General features: G+C 45.9%; 14 protein-coding genes. 5 read left to right on the forward strand and 9 right to left on the reverse strand.

What is annotated here, in order from left to right:
* Positions 1–119 precede the first annotated feature (119 nt).
* Positions 120–2,981, reverse strand: a complete 2,862-nt coding sequence (locus tag IDJ77_RS07140) for a M16 family metallopeptidase (RefSeq protein WP_191188249.1) — start codon at positions 2,979–2,981, stop codon at positions 120–122.
* Positions 2,982–3,255: 274 nt separating this feature from the next.
* Here IDJ77_RS07140 and IDJ77_RS07145 point away from each other — a divergent pair, with 274 nt between their 5' ends.
* The 3 genes from IDJ77_RS07145 (at position 3,256) to IDJ77_RS07155 (ending at position 6,421) form a co-directional block, all read left to right on the forward strand.
* Complete coding sequence (locus IDJ77_RS07145) at positions 3,256–3,441, forward strand: hypothetical protein (RefSeq protein WP_191188250.1); 186 nt, start codon at positions 3,256–3,258, stop codon at positions 3,439–3,441.
* A gap of 108 nt (positions 3,442–3,549) precedes the next feature.
* Positions 3,550–5,280, forward strand: coding sequence for a sodium:solute symporter (locus IDJ77_RS07150; RefSeq protein WP_191188251.1), 1,731 nt, complete (start codon positions 3,550–3,552; stop codon positions 5,278–5,280).
* Positions 5,252–6,421 carry an acyltransferase family protein gene (locus IDJ77_RS07155; protein ID WP_191188252.1) on the forward strand — a complete coding sequence of 390 codons (1,170 nt, stop codon included), beginning with the start codon at positions 5,252–5,254 and terminating at the stop codon, positions 6,419–6,421. The genes IDJ77_RS07150 and IDJ77_RS07155 overlap by 29 nt, the downstream gene beginning before the upstream one ends.
* A 54-nt stretch (positions 6,422–6,475) precedes the next feature.
* Here the strand turns inward: IDJ77_RS07155 and IDJ77_RS07160 are convergent, their stop codons facing one another.
* The 3 genes from IDJ77_RS07160 to IDJ77_RS07170 form a co-directional block, all read right to left on the reverse strand.
* Positions 6,476–7,333, reverse strand: coding sequence for a DUF2911 domain-containing protein (locus IDJ77_RS07160; RefSeq protein ID WP_191188253.1), 858 nt, complete (start codon positions 7,331–7,333; stop codon positions 6,476–6,478).
* Between the two features lie 332 nt (positions 7,334–7,665).
* A complete protein-coding gene (locus IDJ77_RS07165; RefSeq protein ID WP_191188254.1) occupies positions 7,666–8,181 on the reverse strand; it encodes a hypothetical protein in 516 nt (171 codons plus the stop codon).
* The gene (locus IDJ77_RS07170; RefSeq protein ID WP_191188255.1) at positions 8,178–8,759 is read right to left on the reverse strand and encodes an RNA polymerase sigma factor; all 582 of its coding nucleotides are present in this window, start codon (positions 8,757–8,759) and stop codon (positions 8,178–8,180) included. Before IDJ77_RS07170 ends, IDJ77_RS07165 begins: the two co-directional genes overlap by 4 nt.
* 314 nt (positions 8,760–9,073) lie before the next feature.
* On the opposite strand from IDJ77_RS07170, the gene IDJ77_RS07175 reads away from it, so the two are divergent.
* Complete coding sequence (locus IDJ77_RS07175) at positions 9,074–9,424, forward strand: DUF6249 domain-containing protein (protein ID WP_191188256.1); 351 nt, start codon at positions 9,074–9,076, stop codon at positions 9,422–9,424.
* A 57-nt stretch (positions 9,425–9,481) separates the two neighbouring features.
* On the opposite strand, the gene IDJ77_RS07180 is transcribed toward IDJ77_RS07175, so the two are convergent.
* Both IDJ77_RS07180 and IDJ77_RS07185 read right to left on the reverse strand, forming a co-directional pair.
* Entirely contained in the window at positions 9,482–9,994 is a 513-nt protein-coding gene (locus tag IDJ77_RS07180) for a DinB family protein (RefSeq protein ID WP_191188257.1), read from the reverse strand.
* Positions 9,972–11,192: a sensor histidine kinase gene (locus IDJ77_RS07185; RefSeq protein WP_191188258.1), complete on the reverse strand. Its 1,221-nt coding sequence runs from the start codon at positions 11,190–11,192 to the stop codon at positions 9,972–9,974. Before IDJ77_RS07185 ends, IDJ77_RS07180 begins: the two co-directional genes overlap by 23 nt.
* 177 nt (positions 11,193–11,369) lie before the next feature.
* On the opposite strand from IDJ77_RS07185, the gene gltX reads away from it, so the two are divergent.
* Positions 11,370–12,893, forward strand: coding sequence for a glutamate--tRNA ligase (gltX, locus tag IDJ77_RS07190; protein ID WP_191188259.1), 1,524 nt, complete (start codon positions 11,370–11,372; stop codon positions 12,891–12,893).
* Positions 12,894–13,022: 129 nt separating this feature from the next.
* Here the strand turns inward: gltX and IDJ77_RS07195 are convergent, their stop codons facing one another.
* Genes IDJ77_RS07195 through IDJ77_RS07205 form a run of 3 tightly spaced genes read right to left on the reverse strand, consistent with a single transcriptional unit; the run spans position 13,023 to position 15,747 of the window.
* A complete protein-coding gene (locus tag IDJ77_RS07195; protein WP_191188260.1) occupies positions 13,023–13,517 on the reverse strand; it encodes a GNAT family N-acetyltransferase in 495 nt (164 codons plus the stop codon).
* 9 nt (positions 13,518–13,526) lie between these two features.
* Positions 13,527–14,270, reverse strand: coding sequence for an ABC transporter ATP-binding protein (locus IDJ77_RS07200; RefSeq protein ID WP_191188261.1), 744 nt, complete (start codon positions 14,268–14,270; stop codon positions 13,527–13,529).
* Between the two features lies 1 nt (position 14,271).
* Positions 14,272–15,747 carry a DUF5687 family protein gene (locus IDJ77_RS07205; RefSeq protein ID WP_191188262.1) on the reverse strand — a complete coding sequence of 492 codons (1,476 nt, stop codon included), beginning with the start codon at positions 15,745–15,747 and terminating at the stop codon, positions 14,272–14,274.

The following is a 15,747-nucleotide window of genomic DNA, read 5'->3' on the forward strand; positions in this document are numbered from 1 at the left end:
AATTTCACGAATGCCTTGCAAAGCCAAAAGGCTTATAGCTATACCATTAAAAGAAAAAGTATCATAACAAAAAAATGCCCGGTTAGAGCCGGGCATTTTCCTTTATAACATAATGGAGCTTATTTCTTCTCCGGCATTAATATCAGTTTCACCAGGTTGGTGGTGTTTAAATATTTAGCAGCGGTTTGTTTGGTGCTTTCAACGGTGATCTGCTCCAGGCTGCTCACGTGCTTTAAAATATCATCGGGGTTTTCGTCGTTTTGCGATGCACCGCCAAGGTATCCTGCCCAAAATACATTCTCCTTTAACTGCACCTGGGTAGAACGGGCTTCTTCGGCAACAAATTTTTGTATGTCGGCCGGGGTGGCGCCATTCAGCTTCAGTTTGCTTATCTCGTCAAGCGTAGCAGCTATCAGCTTATCAACATTGGCGCTGCTGCAGGTAAAGTAAATGGTAGCCGTGTACCTTCCCGATGGGATTTTTGCATAAGATATTCTTACACCCGGTGCATAAACACCGGCTTCCTGTTCGCGCAGGCGCTCGGTAAGTTTAATGTTCATCACCTCTTCCAGAGCATCCAGCTGGATGTTGTTGGTTTCGTTGTATTCGTAAGTGCCGCTGAATACCATTTGTACGGTGGCTTTGTCGTCGAGGCCTTTGTAAACGGTTTTTGTTAACTGCCCTGCCGGCGGATGGATACCCAGATCCTTATATTTCTCTTTTTTGTTGGTTGACGGAAGGGAGCCTAAGTACGATTCGATGTATGGTTTTAACACATCAACATCAAAATTACCCACAAAGGTGAAGGTAAAACCGCTTGCATCGGCAAAGCGGTCCTTATAAAAATTATAGGCTTTATCTAAACTGGCCGAATTTAAATTTGCCAGCGTGGTAACCATCGACCGCATATTATAGCTGCTCAGCACAGCAGATACGGTATCCTGGTAAACGCTTCCCGGGTCGAGCCCGCGGTTAGTCAGTATCGACCGCGTTTGGCTGATATTACCCTTCCAGATATCCTCATCCCTGCGCGGCTGTGTAAAATAAAGATGTATCAGCTGCATAGCGGTTTCAAAATCTTTTGGCGATGTATTGGCGCTGATGCCCTGGGCAATATCGCTTATATAAGGGCTTACACTTACGTTTTTACCGGCAAGCATCTTGTCCAGCTGGCCCTGGTTAAAATCGGCGATGCCGCTGCCACCAATAATTGGGGCGGCTAAGTTAGCCGAAGTAAAATCCTGGTCGCTGGCAAGCGATGTACCGCCAAAGCTGTAACCGTTTATTAAAACCTGGTCGTTCTTAAATTTTGTTGGCTTCAATATAGCCTTTAAGCCATTTTGCAAAACCAGGGTAGTGGTGCCTATGGCCTCATCTGTGGTCTCGCTTACAATTTTGCCGGGAGCGGGAGATTTTCCCATTAAAGGCCTGCTGGTAACATTATCCACGTAGGCGGTTACACCAACGCCGGCAGTGTTTATCCAGCCTAATATTGTTTTTTCGTTAGGCAGCTTATCCTTGTCTTTCTCCGGGCCTTCTATAATAATAACGCGGTTTTGATCGCTGATAAACTGGCCCGCCAAAACATTCATATCGGCAGTGCCAATTTTGTTGATGTTGGTTGCAATGTAATTGTACTCAAACTCTATACCGGGGATGGCTTCGCCGGATATAAAGTTTCTACTGTAATCGCGTACAAAATTTGCCGAGTTGGTTTTGTCGCGCTCGTTATAGGCGTTTTGTACCTGTACCAAAACAGCTTGTTTAGCACGTTCCAGTTCGGTTAAGGTGAACCCAAATTTGCGGGCCCGCTCCGTTTCGGCAACCATGGTTTTTACGGCGTTTTCCAGGTCGCCGGGTTTGGCTATCACTACCGATGAAAAGGCATCCTGCTTGGCAATTAACGCTGAGTAGCTTGCCCTCGCGTATAAATACGGAGGCTCGGGCTTTTGCAGCAACTCGTTTAGCCTTTCGCTCATCATGTAATTAAACAGGTTGATGCGCAGGCTGCGCATGTAAGTCGCCGTGTTGGTAACCGTCGCCTGCGGGTGCTTCACCACAATTTGCGCCAGCGTATAAGGGAACTCTTTATCCGTAGCAATTTTAACTACTGTGCCCGGTGTTGGCGGTACCGTGAAAGCAGTGCGTGGTTTTTCGCCGGCAGGGTTGGTTAACAGCCCGAATTTATTTTTAATAATCTCTTCCACCACTTTCACATCAAAATCGCCCACAGCAATAATAGCTTGTAAGTTTGGCCGGTACCAATCATGGTAAAAGCTTTTTATGGTTGCGGCATCAAATGTTTTCAGCACGCTCTCCTGCCCAATTGGCAAGCGCGAAGCATATTTGGAATTATTAAGGATCACCGGAAGTGTTTGCAGGCTTAAGCGTTCCTGCGCGTTTTTACCACGTGCGCGGGCCTCTTCTAAAACAACGCCGCGCTCTTTATCAATTTCGGCGGCATCAAAGCTTACGTAGCCGGCCCAGTTGGCCAAAATATTAAAGCCGTTGGTGAATACCGCAGCGCTATCGGTAGGTAAAGGCAACTGGTAAACGGTTTCATCAAAAGAGGTGTATGCGTTAAGATCGGCCCCAAACTTTACGCCCGATTTTTGCAGGTAGTTAACCAGCTCGTTCTTTGGGTAATCGCGCGTGCCGTTAAAGGCCATGTGCTCGGTAAAGTGGGCCAGGCCCTGCTGTGCATCGGTTTCTAATATCGAGCCGGTTTTTACCACCAGGTAAAGCTCTGCGCGGTTTTTTGGCTGCTCGTTATGGCGGATGTAGTAAGTTAGGCCATTTGGCAGTTTACCAATAAGCACATCAGGGTCTGTTGGTAACAGCGATGGACGGATCTGTACGGCTGCGGCAACAGGTTTTGTTTTTGGTGATGGAGTGGGTTTTCTTTTAACCTGTGCAAAGCTGCTTGTGGTAGCAATTGCAAGTGCTATTAAGGTTACAGAAAAAGGTCTGTTAAAGTTCATAAATCAATTAAGAATGAGAATGCTAAGATGCAAAACGAAAAAGGTAGTTACAAATTGTTTTAGGGCTTAATTGTAACCGGAAGGGAAAGGGGTACTGCAGACATCGGCGCGGTTTCAGAATTTTAAAAGCAGGGCAATATTATGCGCATCACTTAGTTTAAGTAGTGATTTTGCACTTTGCTTTATTAGGCTGGCCATATAAAAATTGATAATTGAATTAGGCATCAACGGTTTAATAATATAAATTTGCAATCGAATATTTAATATCAACACTATGTCGCATCACGAAGAAGAGAAAAACTTTGATTACGTATTTTACCTGGTTGCATTACTTAGCGGTGCTTTTGTGGGCGCAATTATCGAGCGTGGCTTTATCTGGATCCCTGTAGGCGCTATATTTGGCTTACTTACTGCTGCGGTATTTATCAAGTTTTTGGTTAAAGGCCGTGAAGAGGTCTGATAGCAGCCTCCCTTCATTTATACAAAACTGGAACCAGTTTTACGGCATTGTGCTTGTATGGCTGGTTTTTTTGATTTTTATCTTCTGGCTTATTACACGTTCTTTTGAATGAGCTTAACCGACTGGGTAGTTCTTGGCTGCACGCTGCTTGCCATCGTTGCTTACGGTGTTTTTAAAAGCGGAAGTAATAAGGATATTGGCCAGTATTTGGGCAGCCGGTCGTTACCCTGGTACCACGTAGGCCTATCGGTAATGGCAACGCAGGCCAGTGCCATTACCTTCCTTTCGGCGCCCGGGCAGGCTTATAGTGATGGGATGCGCTTTGTGCAGTTCTATTTCGGGCTGCCGCTGGCGATGATCGTACTGTGCATCACCTTTGTCCCCATCTTTCATAAACTTAAAGTTTATACCGCGTACGAGTTTTTAGAATCCCGATTCGATTTGAAGACCCGCGCGCTTACTTCCCTGTTATTTTTGATTCAGCGTGGGCTGTCTACCGGCATTACCATCTACGCGCCATCCATTATCCTATCGGGCATACTGCATATCAACATTACTTACACCACCTTATTTATAGGCGGGCTGGTTTTATTTTACACCGTTTATGGTGGAAGCAAGGCGGTATCGTACACCCAGCTACTGCAGATGACCATTATTTTTTCGGGCATGTTTTTGGCCGGATTATTTGTGGTGATGCTGATGCCATCGGATGTGGGCTTTATTAAATCGATAAAAATGGCGGGCAACCTGGGGCGCATGAACGTTATCGACTGGAAATTCGATCCCAATAACCGTTATAATATCTGGAGTGGCATTATCGGCGGATTTTTTTTACAGCTGGCCTATTTTGGTACGGATCAGAGCCAGGTGGGGCGTTACCTTACCGGCTGCTCGGTAGAGCATAGCCGCCTTGGGTTGATCATGAACGGGATGCTGAAGATCCCGATGCAGTTTTTGATATTGCTGGTTGGTGTACTGGTGTTTAGCTTTTATCAGTTTAACCGCCCGCCTGTTTTCTTTAACAACTACGAGGTGGAGCAGGTGAAACAAAGCAGCTATGCCCCACAGTTTAACCAGTTAGAAGATCAGTATAACAAAACCTTTGAACAGCGAAAAATAAAAGCCGACAATCTTGCCAAAGCATTGGATAGCGACAATGCCGGGCAGATAAGTAAAGCGAAAAACGAATTAAGCGATCTTAATAAAGCGGCTGGTAAGATCCGTACCGATGCCATCGCTGTGATAAAAAAGAACAACGACAAGGCGAATACGGATGATACCAATTACGTGTTCCTCACTTTTGTTACCCATTACTTACCGAAGGGCTTGATTGGGCTGCTTATAGCGGTGATATTCCTGGCGTCGATGGGTTCAACCGCGAGCGGGCTTAATTCGCTGGCATCAACCACGGCGGTTGATTTTTATAAGCGCATCATCAATCCCAACGCATCCGATAAAAGCTATGTGAACGCCTCGCGGCTGGCCACGGTGTTTTGGGGGCTGGTTTGTATAGGCATGGCGCTTTATGCCAGTAAAATCGGCAACCTGCTGGAGGCGGTAAATCAGCTGGGGTCTTATATCTACGGTACCGTTTTGGGTGTGTTTGTGGTGGCTTTTTATTTTAAAAGAATTAAAGGCACCCCGGTATTTATAGCTGCTGTGGTTACCGAAGCTATCATTTGTTATATGGGCTATAAAAACACGTTGGCTTATTTGTGGCTTAACCCCATCGGTTGTTTTATGGTGATAATAATTGCCGGGATTTTGAATATATTTATCAAACCCAAACAACCCGCAATTAATTTAACCCATGCAAGCCCCGGTCCTACAGGCACATAAAAAACTCTACGGCCTCGATCATCTCAGGGCTTTTGCCATCTGTTACGTTTTACTGTATCATTACCGCCTTTTTGGCCACCCGGATTGGGTGCCGGTATTGGCCGGTTTCGGCTGGTCGGGTGTCGACCTGTTTTTTGTGCTGAGCGGATACCTCATCTCCTCGCACCTGTTTGCAGAGCTATCCAAAACGGGTACCATATCGTTAAAAACCTATTTCATCAAACGATCGTTCCGTATATTGCCGGCATACCTGTTTATTGTTGCGGTTTACTTTTTAGTGCCTGCCTATCACGAGCGGGAGGCATTATCCCCACTTTGGAGGTTCTTAACTTTCACCAAAAACTTTGGGTTGGATATGAAGGCGGAGGGCACTTTCTCGCACTCGTGGTCGCTTTGTGTAGAAGAACAGTTTTATTTGGTGTTACCCATGGTGCTGCTTGCGCTTGCGTACTATAAAACCGGCAAAAAGGGCCTACTGTTGCTGGGAGGATTGTTTTTAGCGGGATTTTTTACACGCTGGTATGGCTGGCAACTTATAGCACCATTTGTGGAGGATGATTCTTTCCGGGTTTTACATCACAAATATATTTACTACCCTACTTACAACCGGCTGGATCCGTTGCTCATCGGTATCGCGGTATCGGCCCTGTACCATTACCGCCCCGCCTTTAGCGTTAAAATAATGAAGGCAGCCAATTGGCTTATACCGCTGGCTATGCTGGTGTTAATTGCCGCATACTATTTAAGCGAGAATGAGGCAAGTATCATCTCCGTTGTTTTTGGCTACCCGGTGGTGGCCCTGGGCTACGGGTTGTTGGTGATGGCTGCTGTGCACCCAGCGAGTGTATTGTACAGATACCGTTCGGGCTTGACGGAAAAGATAGCGACGCTTTCTTACAGCCTCTACCTATCACATAAAGGTTTAATGCCTTTAACGCAGCGGCTGATAGAACCCTATGGATTCGATCCCAATAGTAATATAACGATGCTCGTTTGTTTTATCGTGGTTGTGGCGGCTGCCGTTTTGTTGCATGTTGTGGTAGAGAAGCCCTTTATGAGGATGCGCGACAGAGTGCTGAAGCGGAAAACACAGGCACCTGTAAAACCGCGATATTTTTCGCCGGCAACAAAATCCGTTTAAACAAAAAGAGACGCGAAGTATCGCGTCTCTACAGGTATCATTTTAAAATGGATCTTAATTTTTCGCCTGGTTTATTACAGCCTCGTTAAGGCGAACATATTCATCATCCTTTGTTGCTTTGGCCAGCTTAACGCCTTCCTGGGCGGTGGCAATTGCTTTTGCCTTATCGCCCATTTTTAGCTGGATGCGGGCCTTCCATAGCTTATACCAAGGGCCGTTTGGCTCCATCTTTTCGGCCTCCAGGGCCCACTGCATGGCTTTGTTCAGGTCTTTATCGTTCTCGTAAAAGTATTGTATGGCGTTAAAATAAGGGCGGTTTGCTTTTTCGCCCTGCATCAGTTTTTCTATGTTGGCGGTTATCTGGGCGTCGTCGTCGGTTTGCAGATGCATAGGTACGGCGGTATGGTCCCAAACCATATACAAGTCGGTAGATTTTGTGGTTGAGTTTGCAAACTGCATGGTAAAGGTTTCCCTTTTCTCATCAACCGAACGTGGTTTTACCTTAACACGCAGCAGGTCATCTTCCTGCTTATAGCTATAGGCACCCCATTGTTTTGCTGTTTTGTTGAGGATGATGGTCCACTCGGTTTCGCCGGGTATGCTGAATAAAGCGTATGTGCCGGCAGGTACCTTCGCGCCTTCAAAAATTACGCCTTCGCTAAAGGTGATGGTGGTTGCAGCGTTTGCGCCGGTGCGCCAAACTTCGCCGTATGGGTTTATGCCGCCAAATATTTTACGGCCCTTTACATTTGGCCTGGAGTAGGTGATGGTTATTTTTCCCAGGCCAAAATCCTGGATGAGGGTTTGGGTGGAGCTGGCCTCGGGGATGCGGGGCGGATCTTGTGCAAATAAGTTGGCAGAGCTACAACACGCCAGCATTATGGCAAAGAGGTATAAAAACGGTTTCTTCATCAGATCGGTAAAATTTAGCACTAAGGTAATAATTGTTGAATGAATTTTTAATGAAATAGATATTGTACCGGATCGGGCGAAAAGTGTTTAAAAAATAAAAGCCCCCTAGACTTGCTCCGGGGGACTTTCAACCTAAACCTTATCACAATTAACCGGCAGATTGCCGGTCCGTGTTGTATCTTACAAATACTATACCAAAACTTATTTGGTGTTTAAACGTATTTTATTTGTTACTTTAAAGTGAGTATACAGGTTATTTATAGTGCGTTATTACTGCAACTGTTACAGTTGTTGTACATCTTGTCAGGAAAAATGTACAGGGTTGTACACAATTAGTGTTGTTTTGCGCTCTGCTTTCTGCGCAGGTAGGCATCTAAAAGGAATAACCCCATCACCAGATCGAAAAACAGGAAGCCTTTTACCACGCCGCCCGAGAAGAAACTTTTTACATGGTTGCTATCCAGTTGCTCGGGCATTTTTATATTAAGATCGAAGCTGGTATTACCGGCGGGCACGCTCCAGTTAATGGTGCTGAGCGCGAATATCACCAGGGCCGCTATCGTAACGATAAAGAATGCCGCTATACCCCAAATGATGCGCTTGTTTATGGTAGCTTTAAGCGGCTTCATGGCGTTCTCCGTACGGATGGTTTCCATCACATTGTAGGTAAATGCCATCGATGGCTCATCTAAGTCCATCGTGCTAAACTCTTCGTTCAGTTTTAGCAACTCATTGTACTTTATGCGCCAGGCTTCATCCTGCGCAATAAGCCCAGAAATGGCCTGCTGTTCCGCCAGGGTACAGGAGCCATCAATGTAGTTCCAAAGTTGTTCTTCTATACTGTTCATATCAGTTCTTTAACTTCGTGTTTTAAATTACGCTCCAGCTTCTCTTTCAAACGCTGGCGCGCCCTAAATAGTTTTACCTTAACGGTATTGGCCTCCATATTAAGGGCCTGTGCAATTTCTTCAAGCGATTGCTCGCCTTTATAAAACATGGTAATGATGGTTGCATCATCGGGCAATAGTTGTTCTATGGCCTGGTTGAGGTAATACGACCTCGATTTGTTTTCGATGTTGTGCGTATCATACGCGCTTGGTTTATTCTCTATCTGTATATAGCTTTCATCATCATCAATCGATGAGGTATCCACCCTTTTCTTCCGCAAAAAGGTCATGGCCGTGGTATATACAATACTGTACAGCCAGGTGCTGAACTTGCTTTGCTGCTGAAAGCTGCCCAGGTTTCGGTAAGCCTTTATAAAGCAATCCTGTGCAACCTCTTCGGCGTCTTCCCTTCCTTTAGTAAAACGCATGGCCAAAGTGAACACAAAACGCTGGTGCCGCTTAACCAGGTCGGCATAGGCCTGCTGGTTACCCGCCAGGGTTTGTTCTATCAATTCTATATCTGAAAGCTTGCTTTGCATATTATACAACCTCTCTGACTACATGGCGAACGATTAGGTTACAGGTTAATTTTGATTTCGGAATTCGGATGTTCGATTTCGGATTTGCCGATTCTTTAAATTTCAACTTGATACTTAAACACCCTTTTTTGTATACTATATAAAGGTAGGCATATATTATAAAGAATAGCTTCAATCCGAAATCTAAAATCCCACATCCGAATTTTTTTGCACCAGGGTGTAACCTGCGTTAAAAACGTGTGGTCATAGCATACAAATACACCGTGGTGGTGGGTTTTAAACAAAAAATACACACTTATTAAATTTATAGTATTATGGAAGGAATTTTGGTCCCAATATTAATTTCCCTTGGGCTTTTCGCAATGATCTTTGGAATTGTTTATGTACGTAACCGCGAACGTATGGCGATGATAGAACGCGGCATGGATCCCCGCGCTTACAAGGCACAGCCTGCGCCTTATCAAAACTTAAAATGGGGCTTACTGCTTATCGGTGCCGGTGTAGGTTTGTTTTTAGCATTCCTGTTAGATCGTACCGTATTTACAGCCACCCGCGACGAAAACGAGGCCATCTACTTCGGCCTGATAGCCATCTTTGGCGGCTTAGGTTTGGTGCTTTCTTACCGTATAGAGAAAAAGGAACTTTACAATAACGAAAAAGAGTAAGCTTGTAAAAACTTTACACATTAAAGGGGTAGCGTAAGCGTTACCCCTTTTTTGGTTTTATAAGTATCGCTCCTTCAATATCTGCAAGTGGTGCAGCACGTGGCCGGCGGTCATGTAAATCAATGCCCTTACCGTTAAATAGTTGCCGCTGGCGGTTCCATTGCGGTTGATCTGCTCTTCGGTAAAGTTGCGGAATACGTAGAGGTTAGATAGCCGGGTTACTTTAAATTCCTCTGCCAGGTCTTGCAGGCTGCGGCTGTTGTAATCGGTATTATTTACGTAAGTGTCCTGGTCAAAGCCCGGCAAAGTAATCTGCTCGCGCGAGAAGCAAAACGCCCTGAAAGCAAAAACCCGTTCGGTATCTATGATATGCCCTAATACTTCTTTAACGGTCCATTTTCCTTCGGCATACGCAAAAAGCGCTTTTTCATCAGGCAGGGTGCTGAATAATTCATAGGTCTCCGTTAAAGAATCGGTTAATAACTGCATTACATCGGCCCCCTCGGGCACCATGTTTACATACGTACTCGCAAACACCGGGTACTCGTTAAGTTGTGGCCTTGCTATCATCTGTTAAACTTTTTAATACTATCCTGAATGTTGTGCCCTTGCCCAGCTCCGAATCGCGCACAAAAATTTGTCCGTTATGATAATTTTGTATCATGCGCTTGGTGAGCGATAAGCCCAGGCCCCAGCCACGTTTTCGGGTAGTGTATCCCGGCTGAAAAACGGTTTCGAACTTAGAGCGCGGGATGCCCTTGCCGGTGTCCGACACATCAATATAAACCTGTTTTTTGGCGCGGCTTCCGCTGATATTTACCTTGATGCTGCCCGTGCTGTCAATGGCATTTACCGCGTTTTTAAGCAGGTTTTCCAGCACCCAATCAAACAAAGGGATGTTAAGCCCGGCCAGCAGGCGCCGGTTACCGGTGAGTTCGAAGCTTATTTTATCACTTACCCGCACCCTAAAATAGTCTACAAAATCCTTCACCACATCATATACAGGATGCGTTTCGAGCTTGGGTTTGGAGCCAATTTTGGAGAAACGGTCGGCAACAATTTCCAGCCGCTTTACATCGTTTTCCATCTCGGCCAGCAATGGGTCGTCCTCGGCGTTGAATTTATCTTTGATCAGTTCTATCCATGCCATTAACGAGGATATGGGGGTGCCCAGCTGGTGGGCCGTTTCTTTGGCAAGCCCTACCCAAACCTGATTCTGCTCAGATTTGCGGGAGGAGCTAAATGCGGTATAAGCCACCATTAAAAAGATAGCGATAACCGATAACTGTATATAAGGGAATATTTTTAACTGTGTAAGCAGCGGCGAATCTTTATAATAAACCAGCCAGCGCTCGTTTAAAATGGCTAACTGTATCGGGTCGTGCTGAGACTTCATGTATTCCAGCTCATCTTTAAAGTACCCCGGGTCGTACTTCTGATGCTTTAGCTTAAGCTCCGCAGCATCCAGTTTAATAAAGGTCTTTGTAGTATCTAAACCGCGCGTGAGCTGAAATTCGCCTTTAGAATTAACAACCAGCGATGGTACTACCGAGCTATCCCTTACAGCCAATACATAGTTCAAAAAATCATTATCATCAGATGCCAGCATCTGCCGCATACTTAATGCCCACACCTGCGCGCGGGTGCGTTCAGACTTTGCTATGTTTTTTACCAGGTAGCTTGTGTAAAGCAACGATCCGCTGGCGATAACAACAGCAAAGGCAAGCAGCGAATATTTCCAGGTTCGTTTTTGTTGGTATGGATTCATGTAATAGTCCGTAGTCGGATGTCCGTAAGTCGGAAGAAGCGCAAAATACGGAAAATGTTTTTATTTAAAGCCCGAGGTTTAAGTCCGACGAGGATCAAGAGGTCATTGTTTCCGTCTTTAGACTTTCGAACCTCAAACTTTCCCACTTCCGCACTAAACCCTATCTTTGCCCCTGCTATGTCTGAGAAAAAAGTAAGAGTTCGTTTTGCGCCAAGCCCTACAGGTGGTTTACACCTGGGCGGTGTGCGTACCGTATTGTTTAATTACCTGTTTGCCAAAAAACACGGTGGCGATTTTGTTTTGCGTATTGAAGATACCGACCAGAGCCGCTACGTGGAAGGCGCAGAAAAATACATAGCCGATTGCCTGGCCTGGTGTGGCCTCATCCCTGATGAAAGCCCCATGGCGGGCGGGCAATACGCCCCCTACCGCCAAAGCGAGCGCAAGGTAATTTACCGCGAATATGCCGAAAGGCTGGTATCGCAGGGGCACGCTTATTATGCTTTTGATACCCCCGAAGAATTGGATGCCAAACGCAAGGAAGTGCCTAACTTTCAATATGGGCATACGCACCGCAGCGGATTGCGTAACTCGCTTACCCTGCCTTTGCAGGAGGTTGAAACCCTGCTGCACAATGGCACTCCGCATGTTATCCGTATAAAAATGCCTGATGACGAAACCATCAGTTTTAATGATATGATCCGCGGATACGTAAGTTTTGAGACAGGCCTGGTAGATGATAAGGTTTTATTAAAAGCCGACGGGATGCCTACCTATCACTTAGCCGTGGTGGTAGATGATTACCTGATGAAGATCTCGCACGCTTTCCGTGGCGAGGAATGGCTGCCATCGGCACCGGTGCATTTACTGCTTTGGGAGTATTTGGGCTGGAAGGCTGATATGCCAAAATGGGCGCATTTGCCATTGATATTAAAACCCGACGGACATGGCAAGTTAAGCAAACGCGATGGCGCACGCCTCGGCTTCCCGGTATATGCCATGAACTGGTACGATGCAAAAACAGAAGAGCTAACCCAGGGTTTCCGCGAGCTGGGCTTTTTGCCGGAGGCATTTTTAAACCTGCTGGCCATGCTGGGATGGAACGACGGCACCGGGCAGGAGATATTTACCCTGGATGAGCTGATAGAAAAATTCTCTATCGAGCGTATAAGCAAAGCGGGTGCTAAATTCGATTTTGAAAAAGCGAAATGGTACAACGCCGAGTGGATAAAAAACGCGCCTGCAGAAAAATTAAAGGTAAAAGTTGCCGAAGTTTTAACCGCCAAAGGCGTTACAGTGAATAAAGAGGCTTACCTGCTGAAGATAATTGATGTGGTGAAAGACCGCTGCGTATTGCTTACCGATTTTTATCAACAGGCTTCCTACTTTTTCCAGTGCCCAAAAGAGTACGATATCAATTCGGTAAAACCAAAATGGACGGACGTTAAAACCGATTTCTTTAACCAGCTAAAGGATACTTTCAGCCACTCGGATGCCTTTGAGCCTGCCGACCTGGAAGCCCGTTTTAAAGCCCTGGCCGAAGAAAAAGGCCTGAAGCTTGGCGATGTGATGCTGCCCTTCCGCATTATGCTGGTAGGCGGCAAATTTGGCCCGCATGTGTTTGATATAGCTGCATTGCTTGGCGAAGGCGAAACGTTGAAGAGGATTGATAAGGCGTTGGAAGCGTTTACCGCGCAGTAGCTTACTCCGTTAAAACCATTTTAAAGTCGTCATAGTGAGGTACGAAACAATCTCTACGCAGGCAGGTTCGATCTGCTAATCGGGGATTGCTTCGTACCTTGCAATAACGTGGTGTAAGTAGGGTAACCCCTACAACTCCTTCCGCATCACAAAATCATTCATCCAGTAATCGCCAACGGGGATATCTTCTTCGTATATCGCTTTAAAGCCCATTTTCTCGTAAAAAGTTTTGGCGTTGTTGTAGCGGTTTACGTTGAGATCTAATGTGTTTTTGCCGGCCTCTTTTACTTTATCGGCTACGGCGTTCAGCAGTACCTTCCCATAGCCTTTGCCCTGCGTTTTGGGCAGGCAGTATAGCTTGTGCAGTTTGTATATGTCGGGGTTCTCTGCACGAGGCGAGTAGGCAGCGAAGGCTACCGGTTCTTCATCCTCCAGCAACAGTAAAAACGATTGCACGTTATTTTCTATCTGGCCGGAAATTGTTTCTACACTATAAATAGTGCCCAGCATATAATTGATCTGCTCCTCCGTCAATATCGGCCCATAAACCGACCAGTAGGTTTCTGTCGCGATGCTGATAATGGCATCTGTATCGGCAATCGCGGCTTCTTTAATTGAGTACATTCAGCAAATTTAGTGGTTTTCTTCTTTGTCAATGGTAATTTCGGGCGCAACTATCTGCCCTACTCCAAAGTATTCTTCCAGTTCGTTCAGGGTGGATGAGTTGGTGGAGATATCTTTAATGATCTGGCCTTTCTCCATCAGCAGAATGCGGTCGCAAACATCGGTCACGTGGTTTAGGTCGTGGCTGGATACGATGGTGGTGACACCATTATTCTTATTCTCCGTTTTCAGGATGTTCTTTAAACGGAACTGCGTGCTGGGGTCGATATTAGCGAAAGGTTCATCCAGCATCAGCAGATCGGGCTTTTGCAGCAGGCAACTGCCCACGCCAACCTTGCACTGGTTTCCTTTACTCAAGTCGCGGATGTATTTGCCTTTTTTCAGGATCTCGCCGTTAAAAAAGTCGGTCAGCGTTAACAGGTATTCATCTACCTGCGCCTTGTTTTTTTGGTGCAGCCCGCCAATGAAGTAGAAGTATTCTTCGGGGGTGAGGTAATCTATCAGAAAGCCCTCGTCCAGGTACGATGCGGTGTAATTCTTCCATTCCTCGGCGCCGGCAACGTTGTGCCCGTTGGAGAGCACTTCGCCGCTTTCGGGGCGTATCAGGTCCAGTATCATGCGGAAAAGTGTGGTTTTACCCGCGCCGTTGTTACCAACCAGGCCAATGCTTTCGCCTTTTTTAATCTCCAGCTGCGGTATGTTTACCACAGTTTGCCCGGCGTATACTTTTTTGAGGTGCTTTATCTCTATCATCTTATTTATTTCTGAAGCCTTCGGCTATTTTAAATCGTTTGGTATAAAAATCGGCCTCCAGCTGTTTTATCCAGAAGCTGCGGGTGGCAATAAACACCACGCCCACTATAGCCAGTGCGGCAAAGCCTGTGTTGGCCATCCCTAACATTTTAAACGGCCAATAAATAACGTATGGCAAAATAAGCAGTGGGAACGACAGCAGCAATTGCGTTGCCCCTACACCTTCCCAGTTAAAGGATGCCCCTTTAGAAAGATCTATCCGTTTGTAGTTGCGATTAGCGAAAAAGAGCACGATGGTGGTATTAACCCCGATGTTCCACAGGTACATTACAAAATGGATCATCACCACGCGCCAGCCAAAATAAACGTAAGGCGTTGTGAGGAAGAAGGCCACGGTTGATACGATGGTGAACAGCAAATACTTTGCCTTTAAAAAATCGCTGAAGTTGATCCTGCTTACCAGGATACCATCAAAATGCGAGGCCTGCCAGCTAAACATAAACTGCCCGTAGCTGATGATGAAGATACCCGTCATAAACATACCCACAAATATTTTTACGCTTTCGCCATATATCGCCTGGGTATAAAAGATCAACCCGTAGCATAAAAAGAACAGGCCCATGATAAGCGCCGAGCGCGGGCGCTTATTACGCAGTATCAGTTTTATCTCGTTGGCAACCAGGTCGCCCACGTGCCCAAAGCGGCCCAGAAGGGGAATCTCGGTGCTGCTTTTATATTCCGATGCTTTTTTAGAGCTGAGCTCCTCGAGGTATAAATTACCCTTTAAATAAATAAAATTGAGATAGAACATGGCAGCGCCTAATAGTATCGGTATCAATACCAGGTAAGGCTTAAGCAGCAACGCACCAAAAAACGAATAGGATAAACTACGGATAGAGTAAAAATGCCAAAGGAAATCGCCGCAGGTAATGAGCGTTAAAACAGCGCCCGCCATCAAAAAGATCCAGCCGTTTAAGTTGGCCTTGCGCTTAATGTACATAGCCAGGTAGTTGTTGAACACAGAGAGCGCAATAACCGACAGGAGAAACGCAACCGCCGCTATCCCGCCCGAGGCAGGCAATATCACCTTTAAAATAAAAGGAGTAAATATAATAATGGGCCAAAGGTTAAAAAAGGAGAAGAGCGCCGTTAACGCCAGGTACCCCACTACGCTATTCCGCCTTACCGGCAGATGCAAATAAGGCTGCACCTTTAGTGTGGGCAGTTCCTGCAGCTGCATACGCATCAGCAGGTCGCCCAGGAAATAAATAAGGATAATGCCGCAGAAGGTAACCGTTAAGTTATCCTTCGGGAACATTTTGCTTAAGATAAAATCTAAGAAAACACCAAAGAACACTACATATGAAAGCAGGATAAGAATGAGGATCCCCATGATCACTTTTACAGCGATGCTTTTGCCGGTGTTTTTTGAGCGCCAGAAGGATTTTAACTCATGATTGAAAAAGGTTGATATCAT

This window comes from Mucilaginibacter pankratovii, from assembly GCF_014773265.1.
Taxonomy (GTDB): Bacteria; Bacteroidota; Bacteroidia; order Sphingobacteriales; family Sphingobacteriaceae; genus Mucilaginibacter; species Mucilaginibacter pankratovii.

What these genes read in the sequence shown, in the direction of transcription:
- IDJ77_RS07140 (WP_191188249.1), bottom strand. Translation starts at nt 2,981, where the DNA reads ATGAACTTTAACAGACCTTTTTCTGTAACCTTAATAGCACTTGCAATT.
- IDJ77_RS07145 (WP_191188250.1), top strand. Translation starts at nt 3,256, where the DNA reads ATGTCGCATCACGAAGAAGAGAAAAACTTTGATTACGTATTTTACCTG.
- IDJ77_RS07150 (WP_191188251.1), top strand. Translation starts at nt 3,550, where the DNA reads ATGAGCTTAACCGACTGGGTAGTTCTTGGCTGCACGCTGCTTGCCATC.
- IDJ77_RS07155 (WP_191188252.1), top strand. Translation starts at nt 5,252, where the DNA reads ATGCAAGCCCCGGTCCTACAGGCACATAAAAAACTCTACGGCCTCGAT.
- IDJ77_RS07160 (WP_191188253.1), bottom strand. Translation starts at nt 7,333, where the DNA reads ATGAAGAAACCGTTTTTATACCTCTTTGCCATAATGCTGGCGTGTTGT.
- IDJ77_RS07165 (WP_191188254.1), bottom strand. Translation starts at nt 8,181, where the DNA reads ATGAACAGTATAGAAGAACAACTTTGGAACTACATTGATGGCTCCTGT.
- IDJ77_RS07170 (WP_191188255.1), bottom strand. Translation starts at nt 8,759, where the DNA reads ATGCAAAGCAAGCTTTCAGATATAGAATTGATAGAACAAACCCTGGCG.
- IDJ77_RS07175 (WP_191188256.1), top strand. Translation starts at nt 9,074, where the DNA reads ATGGAAGGAATTTTGGTCCCAATATTAATTTCCCTTGGGCTTTTCGCA.
- IDJ77_RS07180 (WP_191188257.1), bottom strand. Translation starts at nt 9,994, where the DNA reads ATGATAGCAAGGCCACAACTTAACGAGTACCCGGTGTTTGCGAGTACG.
- IDJ77_RS07185 (WP_191188258.1), bottom strand. Translation starts at nt 11,192, where the DNA reads ATGAATCCATACCAACAAAAACGAACCTGGAAATATTCGCTGCTTGCC.
- gltX (WP_191188259.1), top strand. Translation starts at nt 11,370, where the DNA reads ATGTCTGAGAAAAAAGTAAGAGTTCGTTTTGCGCCAAGCCCTACAGGT.
- IDJ77_RS07195 (WP_191188260.1), bottom strand. Translation starts at nt 13,517, where the DNA reads ATGTACTCAATTAAAGAAGCCGCGATTGCCGATACAGATGCCATTATC.
- IDJ77_RS07200 (WP_191188261.1), bottom strand. Translation starts at nt 14,270, where the DNA reads ATGATAGAGATAAAGCACCTCAAAAAAGTATACGCCGGGCAAACTGTG.
- IDJ77_RS07205 (WP_191188262.1), bottom strand. Translation starts at nt 15,747, where the DNA reads ATGATATCAACCTTTTTCAATCATGAGTTAAAATCCTTCTGGCGCTCA.